The 21,531-nt window shown below is 62.9% G+C and carries 22 protein-coding genes; 14 read left to right on the forward strand and 8 right to left on the reverse strand.

Translation table 11 applies throughout. The features are described from left to right. Positions 1–69 precede the first annotated feature (69 nt). Both AC1RZR_RS15420 and AC1RZR_RS15425 read left to right on the forward strand, forming a co-directional pair. Positions 70–729, forward strand: a complete 660-nt coding sequence (locus AC1RZR_RS15420; RefSeq protein WP_477278483.1) for a L,D-transpeptidase — start codon at positions 70–72, stop codon at positions 727–729. Between the two features lie 12 nt (positions 730–741). Then, positions 742–1,254, forward strand: coding sequence for an OmpA family protein (locus AC1RZR_RS15425; protein ID WP_481828836.1), 513 nt, complete (start codon positions 742–744; stop codon positions 1,252–1,254). 135 nt (positions 1,255–1,389) lie between these two features. Here the strand turns inward: AC1RZR_RS15425 and AC1RZR_RS15430 are convergent, their stop codons facing one another. Beyond that, complete coding sequence (locus AC1RZR_RS15430) at positions 1,390–2,181, reverse strand: bestrophin-like domain (protein ID WP_481828837.1); 792 nt, start codon at positions 2,179–2,181, stop codon at positions 1,390–1,392. A gap of 486 nt (positions 2,182–2,667) precedes the next feature. Between AC1RZR_RS15430 and AC1RZR_RS15435 the strand changes: the two genes are divergently transcribed. The 3 genes from AC1RZR_RS15435 to AC1RZR_RS15445 are packed head-to-tail and all read left to right on the forward strand — an operon-like array spanning position 2,668 to position 6,308. Beyond that, positions 2,668–3,834 carry an ABC-three component system protein gene (locus AC1RZR_RS15435; protein ID WP_481828838.1) on the forward strand — a complete coding sequence of 389 codons (1,167 nt, stop codon included), beginning with the start codon at positions 2,668–2,670 and terminating at the stop codon, positions 3,832–3,834. Next, complete coding sequence (locus AC1RZR_RS15440; protein ID WP_481828839.1) at positions 3,831–4,343, forward strand: three component ABC system middle component; 513 nt, start codon at positions 3,831–3,833, stop codon at positions 4,341–4,343. The genes AC1RZR_RS15435 and AC1RZR_RS15440 overlap by 4 nt, the downstream gene beginning before the upstream one ends. After that, positions 4,344–6,308 (forward strand): DUF3732 domain-containing protein, encoded by a 1,965-nt coding sequence (locus AC1RZR_RS15445; protein WP_481828840.1) that lies wholly within the window; start codon positions 4,344–4,346, stop codon positions 6,306–6,308. Positions 6,309–6,523: 215 nt separating this feature from the next. Here the strand turns inward: AC1RZR_RS15445 and AC1RZR_RS15450 are convergent, their stop codons facing one another. Further along, complete coding sequence (locus AC1RZR_RS15450; protein WP_481828841.1) at positions 6,524–7,309, reverse strand: DUF4145 domain-containing protein; 786 nt, start codon at positions 7,307–7,309, stop codon at positions 6,524–6,526. Between the two features lie 115 nt (positions 7,310–7,424). Between AC1RZR_RS15450 and AC1RZR_RS15455 the strand changes: the two genes are divergently transcribed. The 7 genes from AC1RZR_RS15455 to AC1RZR_RS15485 all read left to right on the forward strand — a co-directional run bounded on the left by AC1RZR_RS15455 (position 7,425) and on the right by AC1RZR_RS15485 (position 12,559). Next, on the forward strand, positions 7,425–8,267 hold the full coding sequence (locus AC1RZR_RS15455) for a hypothetical protein (RefSeq protein WP_481828842.1): 843 nt from the start codon (positions 7,425–7,427) through the stop codon (positions 8,265–8,267). 269 nt (positions 8,268–8,536) lie between these two features. Beyond that, positions 8,537–9,349, forward strand: a complete 813-nt coding sequence (minC, locus tag AC1RZR_RS15460) for a septum site-determining protein MinC (protein WP_481828843.1) — start codon at positions 8,537–8,539, stop codon at positions 9,347–9,349. A 76-nt stretch (positions 9,350–9,425) separates the two neighbouring features. After that, positions 9,426–10,241, forward strand: coding sequence for a septum site-determining protein MinD (gene minD, locus AC1RZR_RS15465; protein WP_477278490.1), 816 nt, complete (start codon positions 9,426–9,428; stop codon positions 10,239–10,241). After that, positions 10,238–10,510 (forward strand): cell division topological specificity factor MinE, encoded by a 273-nt coding sequence (gene minE, locus AC1RZR_RS15470; protein ID WP_024501686.1) that lies wholly within the window; start codon positions 10,238–10,240, stop codon positions 10,508–10,510. The genes minD and minE overlap by 4 nt, the downstream gene beginning before the upstream one ends. Positions 10,511–10,601: 91 nt before the next feature. Further along, entirely contained in the window at positions 10,602–10,733 is a 132-nt protein-coding gene (locus AC1RZR_RS15475) for a hypothetical protein (protein ID WP_481828844.1), read from the forward strand. Positions 10,734–11,093: 360 nt separating this feature from the next. Further along, positions 11,094–12,293, forward strand: a complete 1,200-nt coding sequence (locus AC1RZR_RS15480) for a coiled-coil domain-containing protein (RefSeq protein WP_481828845.1) — start codon at positions 11,094–11,096, stop codon at positions 12,291–12,293. Then, positions 12,239–12,559, forward strand: a complete 321-nt coding sequence (locus tag AC1RZR_RS15485) for a hypothetical protein (protein ID WP_481828846.1) — start codon at positions 12,239–12,241, stop codon at positions 12,557–12,559. The genes AC1RZR_RS15480 and AC1RZR_RS15485 overlap by 55 nt, the downstream gene beginning before the upstream one ends. 129 nt (positions 12,560–12,688) lie before the next feature. Here AC1RZR_RS15485 and AC1RZR_RS15490 read toward each other — a convergent pair whose 3' ends face one another. Genes AC1RZR_RS15490 through AC1RZR_RS15505 form a run of 4 tightly spaced genes read right to left on the reverse strand, consistent with a single transcriptional unit; the run spans position 12,689 to position 17,841 of the window. Then, positions 12,689–14,521: an ABC transporter ATP-binding protein gene (locus AC1RZR_RS15490; protein WP_477278492.1), complete on the reverse strand. Its 1,833-nt coding sequence runs from the start codon at positions 14,519–14,521 to the stop codon at positions 12,689–12,691. Beyond that, on the reverse strand, positions 14,521–15,564 hold the full coding sequence (locus tag AC1RZR_RS15495) for a glycosyltransferase family 2 protein (RefSeq protein ID WP_477278493.1): 1,044 nt from the start codon (positions 15,562–15,564) through the stop codon (positions 14,521–14,523). Before AC1RZR_RS15495 ends, AC1RZR_RS15490 begins: the two co-directional genes overlap by 1 nt. 4 nt (positions 15,565–15,568) lie before the next feature. Then, the gene (locus AC1RZR_RS15500; protein ID WP_481828847.1) at positions 15,569–16,675 is read right to left on the reverse strand and encodes a glycosyltransferase family 2 protein; all 1,107 of its coding nucleotides are present in this window, start codon (positions 16,673–16,675) and stop codon (positions 15,569–15,571) included. Beyond that, entirely contained in the window at positions 16,672–17,841 is a 1,170-nt protein-coding gene (locus AC1RZR_RS15505) for an acyltransferase family protein (protein WP_481828848.1), read from the reverse strand. Before AC1RZR_RS15505 ends, AC1RZR_RS15500 begins: the two co-directional genes overlap by 4 nt. Positions 17,842–18,381: 540 nt before the next feature. Here AC1RZR_RS15505 and AC1RZR_RS15510 point away from each other — a divergent pair. Then, positions 18,382–18,561, forward strand: coding sequence for a hypothetical protein (locus tag AC1RZR_RS15510; RefSeq protein ID WP_481828849.1), 180 nt, complete (start codon positions 18,382–18,384; stop codon positions 18,559–18,561). 30 nt (positions 18,562–18,591) lie between these two features. Here the strand turns inward: AC1RZR_RS15510 and AC1RZR_RS15515 are convergent, their stop codons facing one another. Both AC1RZR_RS15515 and AC1RZR_RS15520 read right to left on the reverse strand, forming a co-directional pair. Next, a complete protein-coding gene (locus AC1RZR_RS15515) occupies positions 18,592–19,833 on the reverse strand; it encodes an ATP-binding protein (RefSeq protein ID WP_481828850.1) in 1,242 nt (413 codons plus the stop codon). Beyond that, the gene (locus AC1RZR_RS15520; RefSeq protein ID WP_481828851.1) at positions 19,830–20,558 is read right to left on the reverse strand and encodes a response regulator; all 729 of its coding nucleotides are present in this window, start codon (positions 20,556–20,558) and stop codon (positions 19,830–19,832) included. The genes AC1RZR_RS15515 and AC1RZR_RS15520 overlap by 4 nt, the downstream gene beginning before the upstream one ends. 209 nt (positions 20,559–20,767) lie before the next feature. Between AC1RZR_RS15520 and AC1RZR_RS15525 the strand changes: the two genes are divergently transcribed. Then, the gene (locus AC1RZR_RS15525) at positions 20,768–21,481 is read left to right on the forward strand and encodes a hypothetical protein (RefSeq protein ID WP_481828852.1); all 714 of its coding nucleotides are present in this window, start codon (positions 20,768–20,770) and stop codon (positions 21,479–21,481) included. Positions 21,482–21,531 lie beyond the last annotated feature (50 nt).

Here is a 21,531-nt window from a genome sequence, read left to right on the forward strand (position 1 = left end):
CATTTTCCACTTTGAGGCGAAATCATTCTCTACTATGGTCCACCAGGCTTAAGGCATGGGGGATTGCCGATGGTTTTATCACGCAGGGATGTCGTGCTCGGCGGCCTGGCGCTGGTCGCGGTCGGTGCGACCGGCAATATTGTTCAAGCCGCGACGGCAAAATCCTATTTCGCCGGTACCGCCAGCGACAACAATTTTGTCTATCGCAAGACCAACTTCGCCAAGATCAACAAGAGATGGCATCGCCAGATCGTCAAGTATTTCAGCAGCGAGACGGTCGGCACCGTCGTGGTCGATACCCGCCACCACTTCCTCTACCTCATCATGGAAAACAAGACCGCCATCCGCTACGGCGTCGGCGTCGGCAAGGAGGGCTTCAAATGGTACGGCCGCGCGACAATCGACCGCCGCGCGCTGTGGCCGCAATGGGTCCCGCCCCCCGAAATGCGTAAGCGCAGGCCGGAGCTGCCGCCCATGATCGAAGGCGGTGCGTCCAACAATCCGCTCGGGCCGCGCGCGCTCTATCTGTACCGCGACGGCGCCGACATCGGCTACCGCCTGCATGGCACGCTGGAGCCATGGAGCATCGGCACCGACGCTTCCAGCGGCTGCATCCGCATGTTCCCGGAAGACATCATCGACCTCTACCAGCGCTGCCCGATCGGCACCGCGGTGGAGGTCCTGCCGCACATCGCCGACCAGGCGCCCGCTTCCACCACTGTCGAATGATTGGCGCGCCTCATGAACCGCATGATTGAAAACACGCGCCGGCTGCTCGCCGCCGGCCTGCTGGTGCTGACCGCATCCTGCTCGACCAGCACCACGCTGACCCCTTCCACGCCCGACGTCACCAACGCCGAGGTTGCCGCCTTCCAGAACGTCCAGCCGGGCAGCGAGGAGGATTTTATCCTCAATGTCGGCCGCCGCATTTATTTCACGCAAGGTTCGGCCGCGCTCGATTCTGTCGCCAAGGCCACCCTCGACACCCAGATAGCCTGGTTGGCAAAGCATCCGCGCTGGCTGCTCAAGCTGCAGGGTTTCGCCGACGATCCCGGCGCAAGTGAAACGGCGCTGTCGCAGAAGCGCGCCGATGCGGTGATGGACTACCTCGCCGCCGGCGGCATAGACCGCAACCGCATGTGGGCCAAGGGCTACGGCAAGGACAGGCTCGTCCGCGACTGCCCCAACGCCGCCTGCAGGTCGCAGAACCGCCGCGTTGTGTCCAATTTGCGCGATGAGAGGGACGAGTCGTAGGGGGCTGCTGTTTTGGCATTCAGTTTCCTCAGTGCCGCGAGGCGATCTCGTCGCGGACTGTCGAAATGATCCCGAAAACAGTCATGGTCACCGGCGCCACACCGAAGTGGGAATTGACCCGTCTCTGCACTTGTATCATTCGCCGCCGCCCGCTTTGGCTTCCGGCATGACTTGCAGCAACGGCTGCGGCGATACTGCGATCTCTCCCGTGAAGGGCCGATCGTGGGCGAGAATCAAGAGAACGGATGCCGCCACGCCGGTCGCAAAAGTTCCAAGAGCGATCGCCGATGCCATTCGGTTATCACTATGAACGATCGCGATCGCGAGAAGAGCACAGAAGGCTTGCAGGATCAGGCAGGCCCACTTGGTGGGGTTGACTTGTGCGGAGCTGACGAGAATCCGTTGGCGACGCGCCTCAAAGGCGTCTTCAAGCCACCTCGTAATCTCGCGCTGCGCGATCTCCTGGCCGGGATTGCCTGGCGCCAAAGCCAGCGTCGTCCGTAGTGCCTCGTTAAGCGCCGGGCTTATGGTGAGGGTCGCCGCGCTCTCGGCCATCAGCGGCCACTCCTGGCTCGTCGTTTCCTCGATATAGTTGCGCACGAGCGTCCGTAAGCGCGCCTCGGGTTCCCCGGGAAAGCTGCTCGCCAGAACCACGACCGACCGCAATGCACTGGCCTCGCGATCGACTGCCGCATTGGCGTGATCGTTGTCGCTCCAGACCTGAGCCGCGGTGAACGCCACAAACAGGCCAAAGATGATACCCAGCGGCGGCAACATGCCAGGCGAAACCGCCTTGAATGACCGCGCCGTGGAGCCCACGGAAAGAGCGGCGATGCCCTGGTGCAAGATGAACGCGACGACATAGGTGGCCCCGAACACGACGAGAGCCATCGAAGCGAGTGGAAGAGTATGCAACCAGCCACTCATAGCAGCGCCTGCCCCATCCTGAGAATTCGTCGTCAGGCGTTTGTAGGGCCGTCGTTCCACTCGTGGCAATGCCACTGTGTTCCATCGTGTCAACAAACTCTATGCACGGGTGCAATCGGCTGCCCACGTGAGGCGAAAGCCCTGCTTAGTAATCGCGTCGCAGCTGGAGGTAGAGGCGCACGCGGTGCGCACCGGCATACCGGGCGACGAGGCGCAGGCGCTGATCGACAGGCTGGGCAACGACCGCGATGCGCCTCGCAATGGTCGTCCTTGCCAGTCGTTCACCTACCCGCAAGTGGGCTTCGAGAACTGCCTAGACCGCAATTGTATCGCGCCTGGCTGCCCCGATCGAGCAAATGACGATATCGCCGGTTGCCTGCATAGTGCGGCTAGAGTTCGAATGAACTCGCCGGGCGCCGATTGTAAACAACGACGAACTATACCAATATCTTTACTGGTTTCTTCCTGTGCGACTCGGGATGGGCAATGAACGCAATAACACAAACGGGTAAACACGGCGCCGCTGGCCAATACCTCGGCTATGCGCTTCAACCCGTGCGCCTTTGCTTTCACCTGCTCAATGTGCCTAGCGGCGCCTCGGTCTCTCTCGAACATTTAGACGATGTGGCGATTCACCTGGTCGGCGGCGAAGTGGTTCTTGAGCAAAGCAAGAGCGCGCTGAAGCAAAACCCGATATCCGACTGGGCTGCGGACCTGTGGAAGTCGTTGGCCAACTGGCTCAGCTTCATGGCGGCGGGAGAGATCGACCCGGCGACCAGCCGTTTCCAGCTATATGTCACACCGGTGAAGGCGGGCGCCTTCGCGACCGCGCTTAACGACGCGAAAACAGACGCCGACGTCGAGGCGCTGGTCGCCAATCTCGTCAAGGCCTACAGCAAGCTGAAAGCCGCCCCGGCGTGCGATGCCGACGTCCAAGCTTTCCTGAACGCTGATGCGGCTCATCGCGCCGCCTTGGTCAAGAATCTCGCCGTTGTCAGCGTCGATGCAGATCCCGTCGATCCGATACGTGCGATCTTCAAGCCTACGGTCTCTCCGCTCATCATCGACCTGGTGTGCGAACGCGCGATCGGCGCTGCGAAGGAGGCGGCGGACAGGCTGATCAGAGCTGGCAAGCCCGCCATCTTGGACGCGGACGCGTTTCAGGCCGAACAAAGAGCATTTGTTCAGAAGAACAACCTTCCAGGACTGCTGTCGTCTTTCACCAAGCAACCGCCGGTCGAGGCCATCGAACAATTGATCGCCGACCGTCCCGCCTTCGTCCGCCAGCTCGAACTGATTGAGGTGGGAGACGAAGCGCGCGTCCGGGCCGTCAGCGATTACCTTAGGACGCGCGCCGACATCTCGATCTGGGGCGAAAGCGGGCTGATCTTTGAGAAGAACCTGAGCGACTGGGACGATGATCTTGTCGGTCGCTACGAGCACGTCAGTGCAGAGGTGCACGACGTACAGGCCGGACAGCCCGCAACGGTTCGCGGGAGAATCGTTTACAGGCGTTGCGCGCAGTTGCAGCCTCCACTCGACGGTCGGGTCGTCCCCGGCCATTTCGTCCACGGATCGTTCAACGCCCTTGCCCACGTGCTGCGGCTTGGCTGGCATCCCGACTACCAGACTCTGCTGGAGCCAGCGACTTGATTGAGCCTGGCCGATCGCGTCTGCCGCTCACCGACCTCGCCATTGTCCAGAATCCAGGACTTGGGGCTTTCGCCTTGTGGCGGTTTGGCCAAGGTTTCCAGGCTGAGGACGAACGTCCAGCGCCCTTCGCCCTGGCGTTTCTCGTGCTGCCGATCGTCCTGCATCGCGCAACACTCGACATCGTGACCTCGACAAACCGACCCTCCGGGCTGGCGCTCTTCGCGGCCAAGCTCGGAAAGGAACGGGAACAACTCCTCGCCGTCCATGAGCGGGCGCTGCTGCTGCGCGCTCTGACATTGCAGTCGGTCGCTGTCGGCGTGAGCGGGCGGCTGCTGTCCGTGGATTACAAGGACGCTGCCTTGAGAGCAAACGTGCCAGAACCGAAACCGAAAAGGCTGGTCCTTCCAGAGCGCGTCAAGCACCTCGGACCTGCCTCGGAGAAGTTGGGCTTCTGGTTTTCGAAACTGGGGACTGCTCAGGTGGCCAACCTGTTACGGGTGGAGTTCTAAATGTATTTCCAGCTTCGAAAACTGATCCTTTGGCCTCGCAATGGCGCAGCGCCGCGGATCGTCAAGTTCGAGCGCGGCGTCGTCAACGTCATCAGCGGAGCGTCGAAGACCGGGAAGTCCGCCGTGATCCCTATTATCGATTACTGTCTGGGCTCGGACAAATGCGCGATTCCGGTGGGCGTAATCCGCGAGAACTGCAGCTGGTTCGGCATTCTGATCGAGACGCTGGAGGGCGAAAAGCTCTTGGCGCGGCGCGAACCGGGGGACCAACAGAGCACAGGCGACATGGTGCTGCTGGAGGGCGCGGAGGTCGAGATCCCAGAGACGATCACCGACAAGACCACCAATGTCGACACGGTCAAGCGCGCGATGAACCGCCTGGCAGGCCTGACAGACCTCGACTTCGAACCGGGTACGGAGAACGGATTCAAGCAGAGGCCAAGCTTCCGTGACCTCATGGCCTTCACGTTCCAACCTCAGAACGTGGTCGCCAATCCCGACGTGATGTTTTTCAAGGCCGATACGACGGAACACCGGGAGAAGCTGAAGACCATCTTCCCGTACCTTCTGGGCGCGGTCACCGCAAAGGTTCTCCAGGCGCGGTTTGAGATCGATCGGCTCCAGCGCAACCTCCGCCGAAAGGAGGCTGAGCTACGCGCGATCGTGTCAGCGACTGGCGCTTGGCGGGCGGAGGCGGAGGCGTGGCTGCGACAGGCTGTCGAACTTGGCCTGGTCGATTCCTCCACTCAAGTGCCGAAGGACTGGAGTGACGTCATTGACTTGCTTCGACGGGTGTCGAACAGCAACTCAAGCCTTGCGCGACCAAGCCTGGCCGGCATCGATGTGGTGCTCACGCGTCTGGATACCCTTCGTGCGCTGGAAACCGAACTCGCCTCGCGACTTACCGAACATCGTCAGCGCCTGAACGAACTGCGCCGTCTGGTGGAGAGCAGCGAGGCGTACGGCGACGCAATGCGCATCCAACGTGACCGTTTGGGCCTGTCCACGTGGCTGAGGGACATGGCCGACGAGTCGGCCGATCCGTTGGTCGCACTCGGGGACGGCGGCCGTGAGAAGATCTTGGCCCTTTGCGACAACCTCGGCGGTCTGGAGATCCGGCTGCGGACCCACCCTGCCATGTCCAACACGCTCGACAAGGAGATCCTGCGCCAGCGCGGCGCCGCTGAAGCGGTCCTATCTGAGCTGAACGAGGTGCGTAGCGAGATAACGATGCTGGAACAGGACTCTGACGCCGCCCGAGACGAGGTCAATCGCTTCGATCGGCTTGAGCGCTTCCTTGGTCGATTGGAGCAAGCGCTGCACATCTACGATCGCGCCGACCAGTCGTCGGACTTGCGGCAGGAAGTCGCCTCGCTGCAGGTCGATATTGCGACGCTGCAAAAGACGATCTCCGAGGCCGACATCCAGCGCAAGCTATTCAACGCCCTGAACCAAGTCGCCCATCATGCCAATCGGCTGGTTCCGCAGCTTGACGCGGAGTGGCCCGAGGCCCCGATCAGGCTGTTGATTGAAGACCTGACCGTCAAGGTGACCAGGGGAACACGTGAGGACTACTTGTGGGAGATTGGCAGCGGCGCCAATTGGCTCGCGTATCACGTCGCACTAATGCTTGCGCTGCAGCACTACTTCCTGGCCGAGCCTCATCACCCAGTCCCTGGGCAGCTGATCTTCGACCAACCTAGCCAAGTCTATTTTCCCAAGCGGGCCGCGGGCGACGAGGGACCCGACCTCATCGCGTGGAGGGATCAGGACGTGGTCGCTGTCAGGAAGGTCTTTGCGCTCCTAGGCGCTGAGGTCACGGCCGCCAAGGGTCGCCTCCAGATCATCGTCCTGGACCACGCAGATGAGGACGTCTGGGGGAAGTTGCCCGGAGTCAAATTGATCGAGGAATGGCGTGGACAGGCCCTCGTGCCTCGGGCATGGATTACCCCCGCATTGGGCTGAGACGCATTAGTGGTGTAGCGACTATCCGGCTCCTCTGCCCGAGAGCAAACCGTACGCAAGCGGCCCCGACCTGCGGGGCGGTAAGGCGCCTCTAGTCGGTCGCCAAGAAAGGCGTTGATCCTTCCCAAAAGTGGACACGGTAAGAAATTGCGCCAATCGAAAGATGGATCCTGTGTAAGGCCTCCCTACCGTCAAGCACGACGGCCAAAAAGTACTCAGGGTTTGGCGGTCGGCCCAATCTTCGCTTTGGAAACTTGAGTTGCCGGTTTCCTGACGGGAGCCGCGGCGGGTGGCTTTGGCTTTGTCAGCCTCGCACGAATTGCATCCAGGCGCGCTTTTCGACCTCCGTATATGTCCTCCAGCGCGTCTTCGAAAATATCGTAAGCATCCAGCAGATCCTTTAGGGGTAGCCCGCCTTCGTGACTTCCAGTGTTTCCCACGTCCTTCAAAGCTACCATTGTGCCATGGTGCGCGATGTCCAATTTCTCGGCCCGATCAAGCCGGACACCTAACGCGACAAATTTGCCCGCAGGTGTAGCTTTCGGGATGCCGAAGTCGGCGAGAATCTCCTCCACCGCATTGCGGAGCTTGTTTGCCGCCGAACTCCTGTCGGTCCAAAACAGTCTGAAGGATTTGGTGATCTCGTCACTGACGGCCTTGGGTGTCTTCCCCGGTATCGCGATGATGCGAGGCCCGGGAATCATCGACTTTGGATAGAAGTTGGTTTCCTCGTCCATTTGCTCTTCGCCGTCCTGATCGATGTAATAGTAGGGACCTGAGCTTGCGATACCGGATAAGACCGCGACCGTTCGGCAAAACGCATGGGAACAGGCAAAGAAACTGGTGAACTTGCCGCTCGCAACCATTGGATCGTCGCCTTCTTCCCAGACGGTGACACCCTTATCCTTCACCCTTTTGAGAAGCCCATTCTTGCATTTTGGGCACGGAAAAGCCGGATAACTGTCTTCAGGGTACTTCTCCCGCCAAAGTGACCTGTCCATCCCCAACCTCACCAAGAATTCATATCCGCCGGCCACGTTACCTGCGTCTCGTCAACTAATGACAGCCAGAGGCTGAGAGTCTATCAAAGGCAATAGTTATTGAGGAACCGGGCTGATGTTCAACCTTATCATGCGTAATGTCGATTGGGCCGGGGGCGCAGAAACTATGCCAATCGAGCGGATTTTCGAGTATACCGACGATCACATTGCGGCTCTGTTCCGACCGAACAACGTCATCGACGTTGATGCACTAATTCGCCTTCCAACCTTATTCATGCAGGAAGGAGTACGAGGCGAGCTTGCGTACGTTGGCCACCTAAACAGGGCGCGTATTGTTGGACGCGATGTTTCGTTTGAATACACGATCGAGCGGGAAGTTCCGGCACTCACCAACGCCTACATCCTTGAAAACCGCGCGCAGTTCCATATGCCGCACGACTTCGAATTCTCACGCAACCATTGGTCAGTGAAGGATGTCGATCTTTATCAGGTCCTGTTGAGGATATTGCGCGCTCCGGTTCGGCAGCGGCCGGCTGTATTTAACTTACCAGAACGTGAGGCGGTAGACCCTCTACAGGCATCAGCCATGATGCCATTTGCCGGAGGGTTCGAAGCAGTTTATGCGAGCATCGAAGCAGCGGCTCGTAGCGTCGGTATGCGATGTAACCGAGCGGACAACATCTGGGAACATCACGCCATCATGCAGGATATCGCGTCCTTGATAGACCGGTCGCGCATCATTGCTGTGGACTGCACCGGCCGGAACCCAAATGTCTTTTATGAGGCCGGTATTGCGCACACGCTGGGACGTGAAGTCATCCTGATCACCCAGAATGCAGAAGATGTTCCGTTTGATCTCCGGCACCTGCGCTACATTCACTATCACAACAATGGTGAAGGCGTCGCAAGGCTGCAGGGAGACCTTGAGGCGAGAATGCGCTTCATCCTTGGCCGCTAGCTATGGTCTTGTCCAGTCCGCGGCAGAAGGTCGGAGGGCTTCGCGCAGTGCTGGGCATGGACGTCCGCTTGGCGCAATTGCGACTGATCAGCAGACAGGCCCCTCTCGGCCAATATCAAGACGTACAATGTGTCGCCGGTTGGCGTCCGAAGCCGGCGTCTAGCGAACCTTCCGATTTCACGCGGGCTGCCAAGGAGTCATCCAGCCCATTAACCATTCGTTAACCATTCACTCGCTAGCGTTTACCTATCAGTAAGGATTCGCCGCCAGTGACTTTTGCCGCTCCCCTTGAGGCCAAATCCATTCGCTTTCGCGCCCGCTCCTTCGTGGCGTTCACGCTGACGCCGGAGGCGCCCCTGGCGGCCTGGCTAGAGGGGCTGGACCACTGGATCGGCAACTCGCCCGGCTATTTCTCAGGCCGCCCGGTGCTGCTCGATCTGAACACGATGAAGCCGCAGCCGAGCGAGATCGCGGCGCTGGTGGCGGAACTGGCCACGCGCGGCATCCGCATCTATGCCATCGAGCTCGAAGGGGCCGCTCTCGGCGCCGAATTGCCGCCGGTGCTGACCGGCGCCAAGGAGGCCACGACCGATGGCCTGCTGCCCGGCCGCAAGGCGAGGGCGGAGGTTTCCGACAAGGCCGAGGGCAAGGCGCTTGAGGCGCGCGCGGATGCGGGCGCTGCTGGCAAGGGCAAGGCTGGCGCAAGCCTAACAGGCGAAAGCGAGCCTCAGGTTGCGCCGCCGCAGGAGGCTTCGGGCACGCTGATGATCAAGTCGCCGATCCGCTCCGGCCAGGCGATCGTGCATCCGCATGGCGATGTCATCGTGCTCGGCTCGGTCGCGTCCGGTTCGGAGATCATCGCGGCGGGCTCGATCCATGTCTACGGCACGCTGCGCGGGCGCGCTTCCGCCGGCGCGCTGGGCAACAAGGGCGCGCGCATCTTCTGCCGCAGGAACGAGGCCGAACTGCTGGCGGTCGACGGCTGGTACGTCACCGCCGAGGAGATGGAAGGTGTTTCACGCGGCAAGCCGGTGCAGGCGTTTCTCGACGGCGACGCGCTGCGCGTTTCGCCGCTGAGTTGACATTGATTTCGACCGATATTGGGCGGCCAGGCCGCTCGACCAGGAACAACAAAGCAACAACAACGGAGGCATTTTCATGGGCAAGGTAGTGGTGGTCACTTCGGGCAAGGGGGGCGTCGGCAAGACGACCTCGACGGCAGCCCTTGGTGCCGCGGTCGCCAAGACCGGCAAGAAGGTGGCGCTTGTCGACTTCGACGTCGGCCTGCGCAACCTCGACCTGATCATGGGCGCCGAACGCCGGGTGGTGTTCGACCTCGTCAACGTCATCCAGGGCTCGGCCAAGCTGTCGCAGGCGCTGATCCGCGACAAGCGGGTGGAGACGCTGTTCCTGCTGCCGGCCTCGCAGACGCGCGACAAGGATGCGCTGACGGAGGAGGGCGTCGGCGAAGTCATCGACAAGCTGCGCTCGGTGTTCGACTACGTCTTCTGCGACAGCCCGGCCGGCATCGAGCGCGGCGCGCAGCTCGCCATGCGCTTTGCCGACGAGGCGGTCATCGTCACCAATCCGGAAGTGAGCTCGGTGCGCGATTCCGATCGCATCATCGGCCTGCTCGATGCCCGTACGCTGCGGGCAGAGCAGGGCGAGCAGATCGCCAAGCATGTGCTGGTCACGCGCTATGACGCGGCGCGCGCCTCGCGCGGCGAAATGCTCTCCATCGACGACGTGCTGGAAATCTTGTCGACACCGCTGCTCGGCATCATTCCCGAGAGCCAGGATGTGCTCAGGGCCTCCAACCTCGGTTCGCCGGTGACGCTGTCGGAGCCGCTCAACGCCGCGGCACGAGCCTATATCGACGCCGCCAGGCGGCTCGAGGGCGAACAGCTGCCGGTCGTCGTGCCGTTCGAGCGCAAGGGTTTCCTCGATCGTCTTTTGGGAAGGAGGGCGGCATGAACCTGCTCGATATCTTCAAGCGGCGCTCCAGTGCGCCGGTGGCGCGCGAGCGGCTGCAGGTGCTGCTCGCCTATGAGCGCCGCAACCGCAGCCAGCCAGACCTCGTCTCCATCCTGCGCGAGGAGATCATGGCCGTCATCGCCAAGCATGTGCAGATCGACCAGGACTATCTGCAGGTCTCGATGGACCGCGGCGAGACCATGTCGACGCTGGAAATCGACATCCAGATCCCCAACAAGAGCGCCGTGCCGCTGGCGATGGCGGGCTGACTTTACTCCTGGGGGTCGATCCCGCAAAGCGGATCGGGGCGGGGGGCTGCGCCAGCACCCCCACCCGGAAGTTCACGTCGGCTGGGCCGAATTGACCAATGCCGCGGATCACGCGCTCTACGATGCCAAGGGCAAGGGGCGCGACCGGGTCGCCATCGCACTGGGCAACGCGCCCGGTGAGCGGCCCCCGATCCAGCTGGTGCCGGCCCCCAAAAGCAGCTGAGACGCCTTTTGAGGTAGGCACTCAGTCTCGCCTGCGACAATCACCGTGCAGTCCGGCAAGCCGGGATGCGGCGAGTTTCTCGGCGGCACATCCCCACCCTGAAGGTCCCGCGCGGCTTTGCCGAGCCATCTCGCCGGGGCGCGCCACGGTCTTGCCTGTCCTTCGGCCCCCCACACTGGTGAGGCGAGGAACAAGCTTTCCCACGGCCGCGGCATTGGTTGTTCGCGGCATCCAAACCCCAAATGTGCCGACCTTGCCTCCCGCCAATGGGGGGCTTCCCCTGCGCAATTAGCGGATGTAAGGATATGTTAGCAATTCGTTAAGTAGCAAGTTGGGGTATGGCGTAAGGGGTATTCGGCCATGAACTTCAAGGGCCTGATCAAGCGTGCTGAAGACGTAGATAAAGCAATTCAAGACCTCGAGATCGATCTGGCGGATGCGCTGGATGCGACTCTCGACGCCGAGGACGAGGCGCCGCCCAAGAGCGGCGATGCCGCGGATGCCGCGGCAGGCCCTGACGAGCCGCCACCTGAGGCCATTGCGGCAAATGGGGACAGTGCTGCAAATGCAAACGATCCCGGCGATGCGGACAGTCCTGAAACCGGGCCGCGACTGACCTCCCACACCCAGACCCGACTGGCTGCCTTGAGTGCCTTCGAAGGGCTGTTCCATGACGCCAGGGATTATCTGGACGATATCAACGGCAAGCTGTCGGAGATCGCGACCTCACACCATTTGACGCGCGAGTACCTCAACATCCTCCATGGCGACATCATTCGCGCCAACGAGCTGGAGCTGACGAATGCCGGCCTGATCGCGGAACAAAGAACGCTGTCGGAAAAGCTGCACGACGCGGGCAGAAAGCTGCGCGAGCGTGAAAGCACCTGCGAAGTGCTGCAACAGCGCGAGACAAGCCTGGTTCAGGACAGGGATGCGCTTCGCGCGGCGCTTGCCGCGACAAGGCTGGAACTCGCGGAGACATCCAATGCGAGCGCAAGACGCGACGCGGATTTCGGCGACATCGCCAAGCGGCTGACGGCCAGGACGGTCGAGGCCAACAGGCGCTTGCGCGAGAGCAAGATGCTGCGGGAAAAACATGTCAGCCTGTCGATCGAGTTCGACAAGGCGCTGAAGCGGGAATCCCAGGCACGCCACAGGCTCGACGAGCTCTCGGCGATCCATGCCAGCGAAGCAGCGCGGCTTGTGGAACTGCTGGCTGCGCTCGGCAAGAGCGAGAAAGAGGAGATGCGGCTGCAGAAGTCGCTCGAGGCCGCACAGGCGAAGCTGTCGGAAATGACCGAAGCGGCCGGCATGGTGGAAGGTGACAGGGAAGCCGAACTGGCGCGCAGCGAGACGGAGATGCGCGGGTTGCGTTCCGAGATCCAGGAGCTGCAATCGCGGCTGGAGTCGGCCTCGAACGAGAACAGCGAGGCCACCGGCGAGATCGCCAGGCTCAAGACTGAATTGAACACACCCTGGCCGAAAAGAAAATCGCCGATGAAAGATTGTCCGCGCTCGCCGAAGAGAACGATAGCGACAAGGCGAACCTCTCGAAAGTGAACGCCAATCTTTCACAGCTTATGCTGCAACAGGCGTCGGAACAGATACAGCTCGATGTCCAGAGGCAGGAATGCGAGGACCTCAGGGCCGAAATCGTGTCCCTCAATGCCCGGATCAAGGAATTGCTGCCCTACGAGCGGCTGCACAAGGCCACCAACGGCAGACCGCGTGAGGGCAGCGTGGTCGAGATCACCGGCGTGGTGGCGGAGAAAGCACGTGCAGCGGGCAGGCGGCGCGCCCGCAGGAACCTCCGCGCGACGCCGTAGAGCAGTTCACCGTTTCACGGAAACGGCGAACAGCTCTATCTCCTTGTCTTGACGCAATTCCCTGAGGGAAAGCGCTATGCGCTTTTCCCGGGGAAACCGTTTCACACTTTTCCTGGAATTGCTTCTAGCTCACTTCGTCGGCTCCGCGCGACGGCGCCTGGCTCCTGCCCGGCCTGGGGTGGCGGGCGGCTCGTGCTGGTAAAGCTCGTCCATGGAGAGCGACGCCAGAGCGCCGAAAGGGGCCTGCTTCTTCACCCGGCCGCCGCTGAGGATCACCACGTCGTCGCAGAACGAGATGGTGCTGTGATGGTGGCTGATGACGATGGTCGTGCGGCGGCCGGCTCTCGACTTCAGGGTCTCGACGATGGCCGCTTCCGACAGTCCGTCCACGGCGTTGGTGGCTTCGTCGAGGATCAGGAGATCGGGATCGCGCACCAGGGCCCTGGCCAGTGCGATCCGCTGCCTCTGTCCCGCCGAAAGATTGACACCCCTGTAGCCAACGACCGTGTCGTAACCCAGCGGAAGCCGTTCGACGAATTCGTGCGCCTCGGCCAGTCTCGCGGCGCGCTCGGCGTCGCCGGGCGTGGCCGCGTCCTGGCCGTAGGTTATGTTTTCAAAAATGGTGCCATCGACCAGTTCCAACTCCTGGCTGGCCAGTGCGATGTGCCGCCGCCACTGGCTGGCGTCGATCTCATCGAGCGGTGATCCGTCGACGAGGATCCTGCCGGTGTCCGGTTCCACGAAGCGGCACAGAAGATTGACGATCGTCGTCTTGCCTGCGCCCGAGCGGCCGATCAGCGCCGTCGAGCGGCCGCCGCGGATTTCGAACGTCGCCGAATGCAGCACCACCTCACGCTGGTCGGTGCCGGAATAGGTGAACGTCACGTCATCGAACTCGATGCCCTGGCGCAAGCCGTGGAACGGTCCGTCACCTTGCGGCGGTTGCGGCTGGCCGGACGGATCCAGCATCCATGTCACCTCTTCGAGCGATCCGCTCAGGCCCTGCAGCTGGCTCCACGACCCTTGCAGGGCCCGCATATGCGGCTGCAGCCGGTAGAGCAGGATGACAAAGGCGATGATCAGCGGGAAACTCACCTGCGCCAGCCAGGCGCCGATCACCACCGCCAGAAACAGCACGGCGTGGAGAACCTCCGTCAGCGGCGGTAGCGCGCCCTGGCGCACCAGCAGGACGAAGGAGGCGCGGCGAACCGCATCGGACGCCGTATCGAAGATCGCCTTCTCCCGGCTCTCCTGTCCGAAGATGCGGATCAGGCGTCCGGCATGCACCAGATGCAGCATCTGCGATGCGAGGTGGGAGTTGCGCGAGGCGACGCTGCGGCTGGGCTCTTTCAGATTGGCCGAGAGGATGGCGTGCGCGATCTGGACGGCGGCCAGTCCCAGCGTGACCAACAGCGTCATGCGCCACGAAAGCAGCAGCAGAAAAGCCAAAAGGATGATGGCGGCCGATGCGCTGACGATGGCCGACAGCATGATCTGGATCGCATCCGAAGCCCGCCAGGATTCGTTGGAGATGATGTTGAGCAGCCGGCCCGGACTCTGCCGCAGGAAGAACGGGTAGCCGACCCGCAAGAGCCGCTCCGACAAGGCGCTGCGGATCGAATGACTTGCCTTGCCATAGATGAAGGTCGTCAGCAGCGTGTTGGCGAAGGCGAAAACGTTCTTCAGGAGGATCGAGCCGAGGATGGCGATCGAAATGACGACAAGCCGGTCGCGCTCGCTCAGGCCCGCTCCGACATGCTGGAGGACGGCCGAGAAGCCGGCCATTCCCGCTGCATCCCCGTGCCCCATGATAATGCCCAGCAACGGGATGATCAGGCCGATGCCGAAGCCTTCGAGGACGGCGCTGGCCAGGCCGAGAACCACCACGGCCGGAAGCAGGCGCAGTTGCCTCTTTCCGAGCGCCCGGAACAGCATCGGCAGGCTTGGCGGCAGCAATGGCATTACAGCGGTTCACTCACTTGGGCATTTGCCTGTTGATCCTGCCGCACCGGCGCATCTTGCGGCCGTCTCGCCAGCAGGAGAACCGCAAATCGTGCCGCGCCGAGCAAATTCATGCCGACGATCGGCCAGTGCGACAGGTTGAGTTCACGATCGAACGCAGGCCCGCCCGCCAATTCCCGGAAAGCCGCTCTCGCGGCCCAGTAGAAATGACGAAGCAGCCAGGGCGCATGGCGAACATGTTTCAGGCAGAGTCCGCCATTGCCCAGACTGTAGTCGCGGTGGAGCTTTTCGATGGATTTGCGATCCCGCCGGCCGTGATGATGGAATATCGTCATGTCGGGCACATACTCGACCGCGATGCCGAGCAGCACCGCCCGCACGAGGTAATCGGTATCCTCCGCCGACCGCATTGACCCGCCGGCGCCGAAGCGTTCGTCGAAATAGCCGATACGGGCCGCGACATCGCGGTGCATCGTCATGTTGCAGCCCAGCACGAAACCGCCGGGGTGAACATCCGGCGTCAGCCGCTCGCGTACCCGCGAGCGCTTGATCGTGAAAGGCAGATCCCTTTGATCGCCAAGCTCGACACGGCCCCCCCGGATGAGCCAGTGTTCCCCGGACGCGTAGTGTCGCTCCAGATCGCGCAGGTAGTCGCAATGGACCGCGCAATCATCGTCGACGAAGACCAGCACACGGCCCCGCGCGCGCCTCAAACCGGCGTTGCGGGCAGCCGCCAGTCCGGGACGTGGCTCGCAAACGGGCGTGAATGGAATGTCCGACGTAGCGGCAATGCTGGCCAGGTGTTCCGCCGTGCGGTCGCTCGAGCCGTTGTCGACGACCACGAGTTCGGCCGCGAAGCCGGCATGGGCGCGGCACGCGGCCTGCACCGACGTGATGCAGGCCTTGAGCACGGCGACACGGTTGCGCGTACAGATGATGAAGCTGACTTCAGGCGCCGATCGTTCCGGTCGCGGACCGGCGGGGACGGCGTCAAGCGCCGTCGAACGATCGCGCTGCAGGAGTTGGTGGGTTTTGACGGTCATCCCCCTAGCTCAACTCATAAGGCGCCAGGAGCGCCGCGGCGGGCGCGGATTTGAAGAAGTATGCCATAGCGTCCGCGTGCCTGCCGGCCGACAGCGAGGCGCGGCTGAGCCAGGGCGCCCAGGCGCCGGGCCGCAGCGCATATCGCTCGCGGCGCCGGATGACGTTCCACTTCGCCGTCCGCGTCAGCAATTCATGCGTCAGGGAGGGCTGCATTTCGTCGGCGACAAGCTGGTAAAGGAAATAGAACAGGTTCAGCGCCCCGGCTTCGAAGCTCGGCCGCGTGTCGGACGGCAGCGAGCCAATCCGCTCCTCCAGCGCGACGATGAAGTTGGCGGCACGGGCAACCGTGTCGAGGCTGACCGCATCGCCGATGTCGCGCAGGTCCCGCGTGATTTCCGCGAGGCCTTCGCGCTCGAGGTTCTCGGCCACGATCCGCAAATGCGTCCTGCGCATCTCCTTGGTGTGCAGGCTGGTCACGCTTGCCTCATGGACTCGGTAGACGACCAGGTTTTCGGGCATCATGGCTGCCGGGTAGCGGCCGGCCAGCCGCCTGAAAAGATCGAAATCCTCGGCATGCCTGTAGGTCCTGTCGTAGTGGAGATCGTGGTCTTCGATGACCTTCCTGTTGTAGACGACCGTCGGGTGCATGAAGATCGTGAAGAACATCGCCAGTATGGGAATGCGGCCGAGCTGGAACACCGGATCTGGCTTGCCCCTGGCGATGCGGCCGCCGATCAACATATCGACGCCGGCGCCGCAAAAACCGAGTTCCGGCCGCCGCTCGAACAGCGCCACCTGGCGCGACAAGCGCCAGGGATAGGCGACGTCGTCCGCGTCCATCCGCGCGACCAGCTCGCCCTGGGCTTTTCGCAGCCCTTCGTTGAGCGTCGCGACGAGGCCACGGTTTTCGCGCGAGATGATCGAGATGCGGCTGTCGGCCTGCCGGCATCGCTCGAGGATATCGAGCGAATTGTCGGTCGATCCGTCATTGATGGCGATGATCTCCAGGCGGCCGTAGTCCTGCCGCAGGATGCTTCCCAGCGCGGCGGCGAGATAGGGCCCGGCATTGTAGACCGGCAGCAGGACGGAGACGAGCGGCACGGCGGTCATCGTCTGGCGTCCGTTCGCTGGAGGTCGAGCGATGGCGCGCGGCCATCGGGCAATCGGCCGGGCGCCCTCGCCAACCAGCCGGCATGGCCGGCGCGGGCGGCATGGCCGGGCGCGACATAGGGGAAGTGGCGCTTCAGGCGGTTGAGCGGCCTTTCGAAAATCAGCCAGGAGATCGAGGCCACGACAATCGTGGCGGCGCTCGCAACCAGCAGCCGCCCGGGCCCTTGCTCCGAGACATTGAGCGGGATCCAGGGCTGCGACTTGACGGCGAGCGACAGCAATATCGGATGATAGAGATAAACGCCGTAGCTGATGCGGCCGAGAGCCAGCAGCGGCGGCAGTTCGGCAAGCTTGCCGATGATGCCGCCAAGGCCGCTGGAACAGGCGGTGACGATGACCATCAGCGGTACCAGGGGCAGGACTTGCAGCAGCAGCCAGCGAGCCCATTCCAGCGCCGGATCTGCAGGCGCAGGGACAAACCACTCGATCATCAGGAATGCGGCCGCCAAGGCAGGCCAGCCCAGCCGCATCCATTGCGGCAGGGCAGCGCCTCTGGACCGCCAGCAGGCAAGCAGCGCACCCGACGCCAGCGCATCCATGGATGCCGGCGGCAGCAGGTCGCGTGCCAGCGCCGGGGTGGCAGTGATCGGCCAGTAGAAGCGATAGGCCAGCGACAGCAGGATGACGGCGATGCAGACCGGCTCAAAGCGCCGGCGCGGAACCAGCAGGACAATCAGTGGCCAGGCGAGATAGAACTGCTCCTCGATGCTCAGGCTCCAGAAATGGCAGAGAACCCAGGGCGTCCAGTTATTGTGCAGCGCATACCAGAAATTCGACAGATAGAGCGCATGCCAGATCAGCGATGCCCTCGACTGTTCCAGGTCAAACAGCCAGACGAAGCCCAGGACGGCGAAATAGGGAGGAAATATCCGCAGCGCCCGCCTGATGTAGAAGGATCGCAACGCAGGGCCGGTTTGAAACTCGGCGGCCGCCCGCGCTTCCAGCAGCACGCGCGTGATCAGGAAGCCGCTGAGCACGAAGAAAAGCCGCACGCCGATATGGCCCCAGAACGAAGATCCTCCCGCCGCGAAGAAATGCGAATACATCACCATCGTCACGGCGATGGCCCTCAGTGCATCCAGTTGGATGTCGCGGGTGTTTGCCATCAGGGGCGTCCGCCGCCGTGATGTCCGCGATGAAGCTGCCAGCTTGCCATTCTGAACGGCAGGCCAAGGCGGCCCGCCATGGCGGCGGCAGCATCAAACCCGCGCTTTGCGAGTCCGCTCAGCCCGGGCTCGAAATCGACGCACGAACAACTCAAGATGGTCAACCTGGCGGAATCCTTCACGGCGTATGTCTAGTCGCAAAACGAGTCCCCCGGGAAATGGTTCGGCTACCACATTGTGCAGCGCAACACAAAAAATTTACCAGACCGAAATACTTGTGTGAGCAGGCGCTAAATATTGACAAAACCCGCCAAATTTTCATTTTCTTTGGCGGCGTCTGCAGCATTTCAGCCTTTTGTTAAGCGTCCGGGCCTGTTCTCTCTGGTAGTTTTGAAAAATTCCTGGCTCGAAAAAATCAGAAAAGCTCAGATTTTTCTTAAATCACGTACAAAAATTCGAAAATCTATATTCTGCCTATATGGACTCGGTTCGACATAGTAGCGAATCAATTGGAATCATTGGGGTTTTTCGCGATGCAGCATGGTCACCGGCTTTTTCATGGTCAACGGCGCAGCGCCCGGCCACATCGCCACCGACCTCAACGGCCACAAGGGCATCGAATGGGGAAGCGGCGCGTTCGAGATCGTCGTGCGGCTGGCGACCCTGGATGCCGACCCCGACCGCCCGCTATGTCAGCGACGGGGCGCGCTTGCCTGGTGAAACCGGGCCGTGCCGGCGCCGTCTTGCGCATCACACCGCCTCGAACACCACCGTCTGCGCCAGCCCGCCGCTCTTGCGGTTTTCCAGCGTCACGGTGCCGCCGTAGCGCTCGATGATTTCCTTGGCGATGGCCAGGCCTAGCCCGGCGCCGGGAATGGATTGGAGCCGGCCGGGGTCGACGCGGAAGAAGGGTTCGAACGCCTTGTTGAGGAGCTCCGGCGGAATACCCGGTCCATGATCGGAGATGGTGAGCACGGCACGACTGTCGGCCACCGCAAGGTCGATGCTGCATGCCTTGCCATGGGTGGCGGCGTTGACGATCAGGTTGCGCAAGGCCCGGCGCAGGCCGAGCGCGCCAGCTTGCACCGAAACGGCATCGAGATGCCCGATCGATACGGCATGGCCGAGCGAGACCATCTCGGCTTCGATATCGCGCACCATCTTTTGGAGATCAACCGGCTCGACGGCATCCTGGTTCACCTCTTCGCGCACCAGCCGGATGGCGCTGTCGGCGATGCGGTCGAGCTCGTCGAGATCGTGAAGCCATTTGTCGCGTTCGTCATCGAGGAATTCGGCGCGCAGCCGCATGCGCGTCATCGGCGTGCGCAGGTCGTGGCCGGCGGCGGCGACCAGGCGCATGCGGCTTTCCATGGCGGCCTTCAGGCGGGACGAGAGCTGGTTCAGCGCGTGTGCCGTCGCCTTGACCTCGGCCGAACCGACTTCCGGCACCGCCGCCAGCATGCCATCCGATCCGATCTTGGAAACCGCGGCTTCCAGCATCTCGAGCGGCCGGATCAGCACGGCGGTGAAATAGACCGAGACAGCCGTGGCGCCGGCGACGATCAGCGAGATCCAGCCGGCGAGGACCAGCCACTCACGCCTTGGCGGCGTGATGTGGGGAACCTCCATGATCGCCCAGCGATCGTCGGGCAGGCGCACCGATGCAAGCTGGCCGGGCTGATCCGCCTTGTCGCTGACGACGGCCAGGACGTCGAGGCCGCGGCGGCGCAGGATGTCGTTGAGCATCGCCGTTTCCGGACGATCCACCTTACCGCCTGCCGCATGGTCGCTGAATTGCACCCGCAGAACGTCCGGAATCGGGCCGGGCAGGAGGCGGACGACGAGTTCCATCTGCTGGGCAACCCAGGGCACGGTCAATTCCGGCGGCGGCCCGCCACCGCGGACGCTGATGACGGCGGCCGTCGCCAGGGCAACCACGCCGACGATCGAGGCGACCAGCAACAGGATGAGGCGTCGGCGCAGCGAGTTCACGCGTGGTTCTCCACGGTGTCGACGCGCGCAGTGAGCTGGTAGCCGCCGTTTCGGACGGTCTTGAACAGCGGCCCGTCGCCAGTCTCGGCGAATTTGCGGCGCAGCCGGCTCATCAACACGTCGACCGAGCGTTCGAAGGGGTCGCGCTCGCGGCCTTGGGTCAGGTCGAGAAGCTGGTCGCGTGACAGCAAGCGGCCGGGACGGTCGAGAAACACCTGCAGCAGGTCGAACTCGGCGCCGGTGAGATCGACGGCCTCGCCTTGCGCATCCGTCACCTTGCGGGTGTCCGGTTCCAGCCTGTAGCTGGCGAAGCGGTAGACACGGGCGCGCGGCGGCGCAGGCGCCTCCTCGGGTGTCGAACGCCTGAGCACGGCGCGGATGCGGGCGGTCAGCTCGCGCGGGTTGAAGGGTTTGCCGAGATAGTCGTCGGCGCCGAGCTCCAGGCCGATGATGCGGTCGACGTCCTCCTTCAGCGCCGTCAGCAGGATGACCGGGATGTGCGGCTTGCGGTCACGCAGGCTGCGGCAGATATCGAGGCCGGAGCCGTCCGGCAGCATGACGTCGAGCACGGTCAGGTCGAACTGGCCGGTGGCGAGCTTCTGTTCGCATTCGCGCCGGTCCGCTGCCACCGAGACGCGAAAGCCCTGGCCGTCGAGATAGCGTTGAAGAAGCGTCCTGATCTCGCGGTCGTCGTCGACGACCAGGATATGCGGCTGTGACTGCATGACCGTGCCCTTGCTTGGCCGCGATTATAGGGAGAGCCGCGCCCAAGCGGCACGGAAAATTGCAACCGAATGTTTCCGGCAGGGCGCGGGAAACATTCGGAAACAAATTGCCCTTTTGCGGAAACCTTCGGCAACACGCCGACGCGAAGCGGACAAACACGCTTCCTATCCTCATGGCCGTCCGAAGCATGAGAGAAAGGAACAACATCATGCGAAGCAGACTTCTCGCGCTCGGCCTGTTTTCCGCCGCAGCCATCCATCCCGCGCTGGCGGCGCAGCCCGACCCCGCCACGGCACCCGGGGAGGCGCCACCAGTCATGGCCTTGCAGGATGGCCCGGAGCAAGGGCGAGATCATGGCCCGATGCCCTGGCCCGGTCCGCATGGGCCGATGCGGCATGGGCCGCAAGGATTTGGGCCGCAAGGTTTTGGGCCGCAAGGTTTTGGGCCGGAAGGCTTTGGTCTCCGCCGCATGGGACCGCCGCCGGAATTCATGCTGGCGGCCCGGCTGGCGGCGCTCGAGACCCGCATTGGCGTGCGGACCGAACAGCTCGATGCCTGGCGCGACTACACCAGCGCCCTGCAGGCCGTGCTGGCGCCGCCACGGCCCGATCATGGTCCGGGCGGGCCTGAAGCCAAGGGCCCCGAGGGCGGCAAGCCCGACCCCTTCGCCTTCCAGGAGAAACTGGCGGACGAGGTGACCAAACGGGCGGTCTCGGCCGGCAAGCTGAAGGACGCGATCGCCGCACTTCGCGCGACGCTGACCCCCGAACAGCTCGAAATCCTCGCTTCGGCGGATCGCCCCCACGGACCACCCCCCGGTCCCTGGGGCGGCCCGCCGGAGGATGCAGCCGGCCCCCGAGGCCTGCCCAACGATGACAGACGTCTCCAGCCGCCCCAGCCCGGGAACGGCGAGCAACTCTGACCGGCTGCGCGCCGGCCGGCCCGATATCCTACCCGTTCTCGGGCCGGCCG

The sequence above is a fragment of the Mesorhizobium bavaricum genome (genome assembly GCF_056781655.1).

Coding starts and splice junctions, on each gene's coding strand:
- AC1RZR_RS15435 (WP_481828838.1), top strand. CDS start 2,668: ATGAACGCAATAACACAAACGGGTAAACACGGCGCCGCTGGCCAATAC.
- AC1RZR_RS15430 (WP_481828837.1), bottom strand. CDS start 2,181: ATGAGTGGCTGGTTGCATACTCTTCCACTCGCTTCGATGGCTCTCGTC.
- AC1RZR_RS15420 (WP_477278483.1), top strand. CDS start 70: ATGGTTTTATCACGCAGGGATGTCGTGCTCGGCGGCCTGGCGCTGGTC.
- AC1RZR_RS15450 (WP_481828841.1), bottom strand. CDS start 7,309: ATGGACAGGTCACTTTGGCGGGAGAAGTACCCTGAAGACAGTTATCCG.
- minD (WP_477278490.1), top strand. CDS start 9,426: ATGGGCAAGGTAGTGGTGGTCACTTCGGGCAAGGGGGGCGTCGGCAAG.
- AC1RZR_RS15520 (WP_481828851.1), bottom strand. CDS start 20,558: ATGCAGTCACAGCCGCATATCCTGGTCGTCGACGACGACCGCGAGATC.
- AC1RZR_RS15445 (WP_481828840.1), top strand. CDS start 4,344: ATGTATTTCCAGCTTCGAAAACTGATCCTTTGGCCTCGCAATGGCGCA.
- AC1RZR_RS15495 (WP_477278493.1), bottom strand. CDS start 15,564: ATGACCGTCAAAACCCACCAACTCCTGCAGCGCGATCGTTCGACGGCG.
- AC1RZR_RS15455 (WP_481828842.1), top strand. CDS start 7,425: ATGTTCAACCTTATCATGCGTAATGTCGATTGGGCCGGGGGCGCAGAA.
- AC1RZR_RS15490 (WP_477278492.1), bottom strand. CDS start 14,521: ATGCCATTGCTGCCGCCAAGCCTGCCGATGCTGTTCCGGGCGCTCGGA.
- AC1RZR_RS15510 (WP_481828849.1), top strand. CDS start 18,382: ATGGTCACCGGCTTTTTCATGGTCAACGGCGCAGCGCCCGGCCACATC.
- AC1RZR_RS15505 (WP_481828848.1), bottom strand. CDS start 17,841: ATGGCAAACACCCGCGACATCCAACTGGATGCACTGAGGGCCATCGCC.
- AC1RZR_RS15525 (WP_481828852.1), top strand. CDS start 20,768: ATGCGAAGCAGACTTCTCGCGCTCGGCCTGTTTTCCGCCGCAGCCATC.
- minE (WP_024501686.1), top strand. CDS start 10,238: ATGAACCTGCTCGATATCTTCAAGCGGCGCTCCAGTGCGCCGGTGGCG.
- AC1RZR_RS15425 (WP_481828836.1), top strand. CDS start 742: ATGAACCGCATGATTGAAAACACGCGCCGGCTGCTCGCCGCCGGCCTG.
- AC1RZR_RS15480 (WP_481828845.1), top strand. CDS start 11,094: ATGAACTTCAAGGGCCTGATCAAGCGTGCTGAAGACGTAGATAAAGCA.
- AC1RZR_RS15500 (WP_481828847.1), bottom strand. CDS start 16,675: ATGACCGCCGTGCCGCTCGTCTCCGTCCTGCTGCCGGTCTACAATGCC.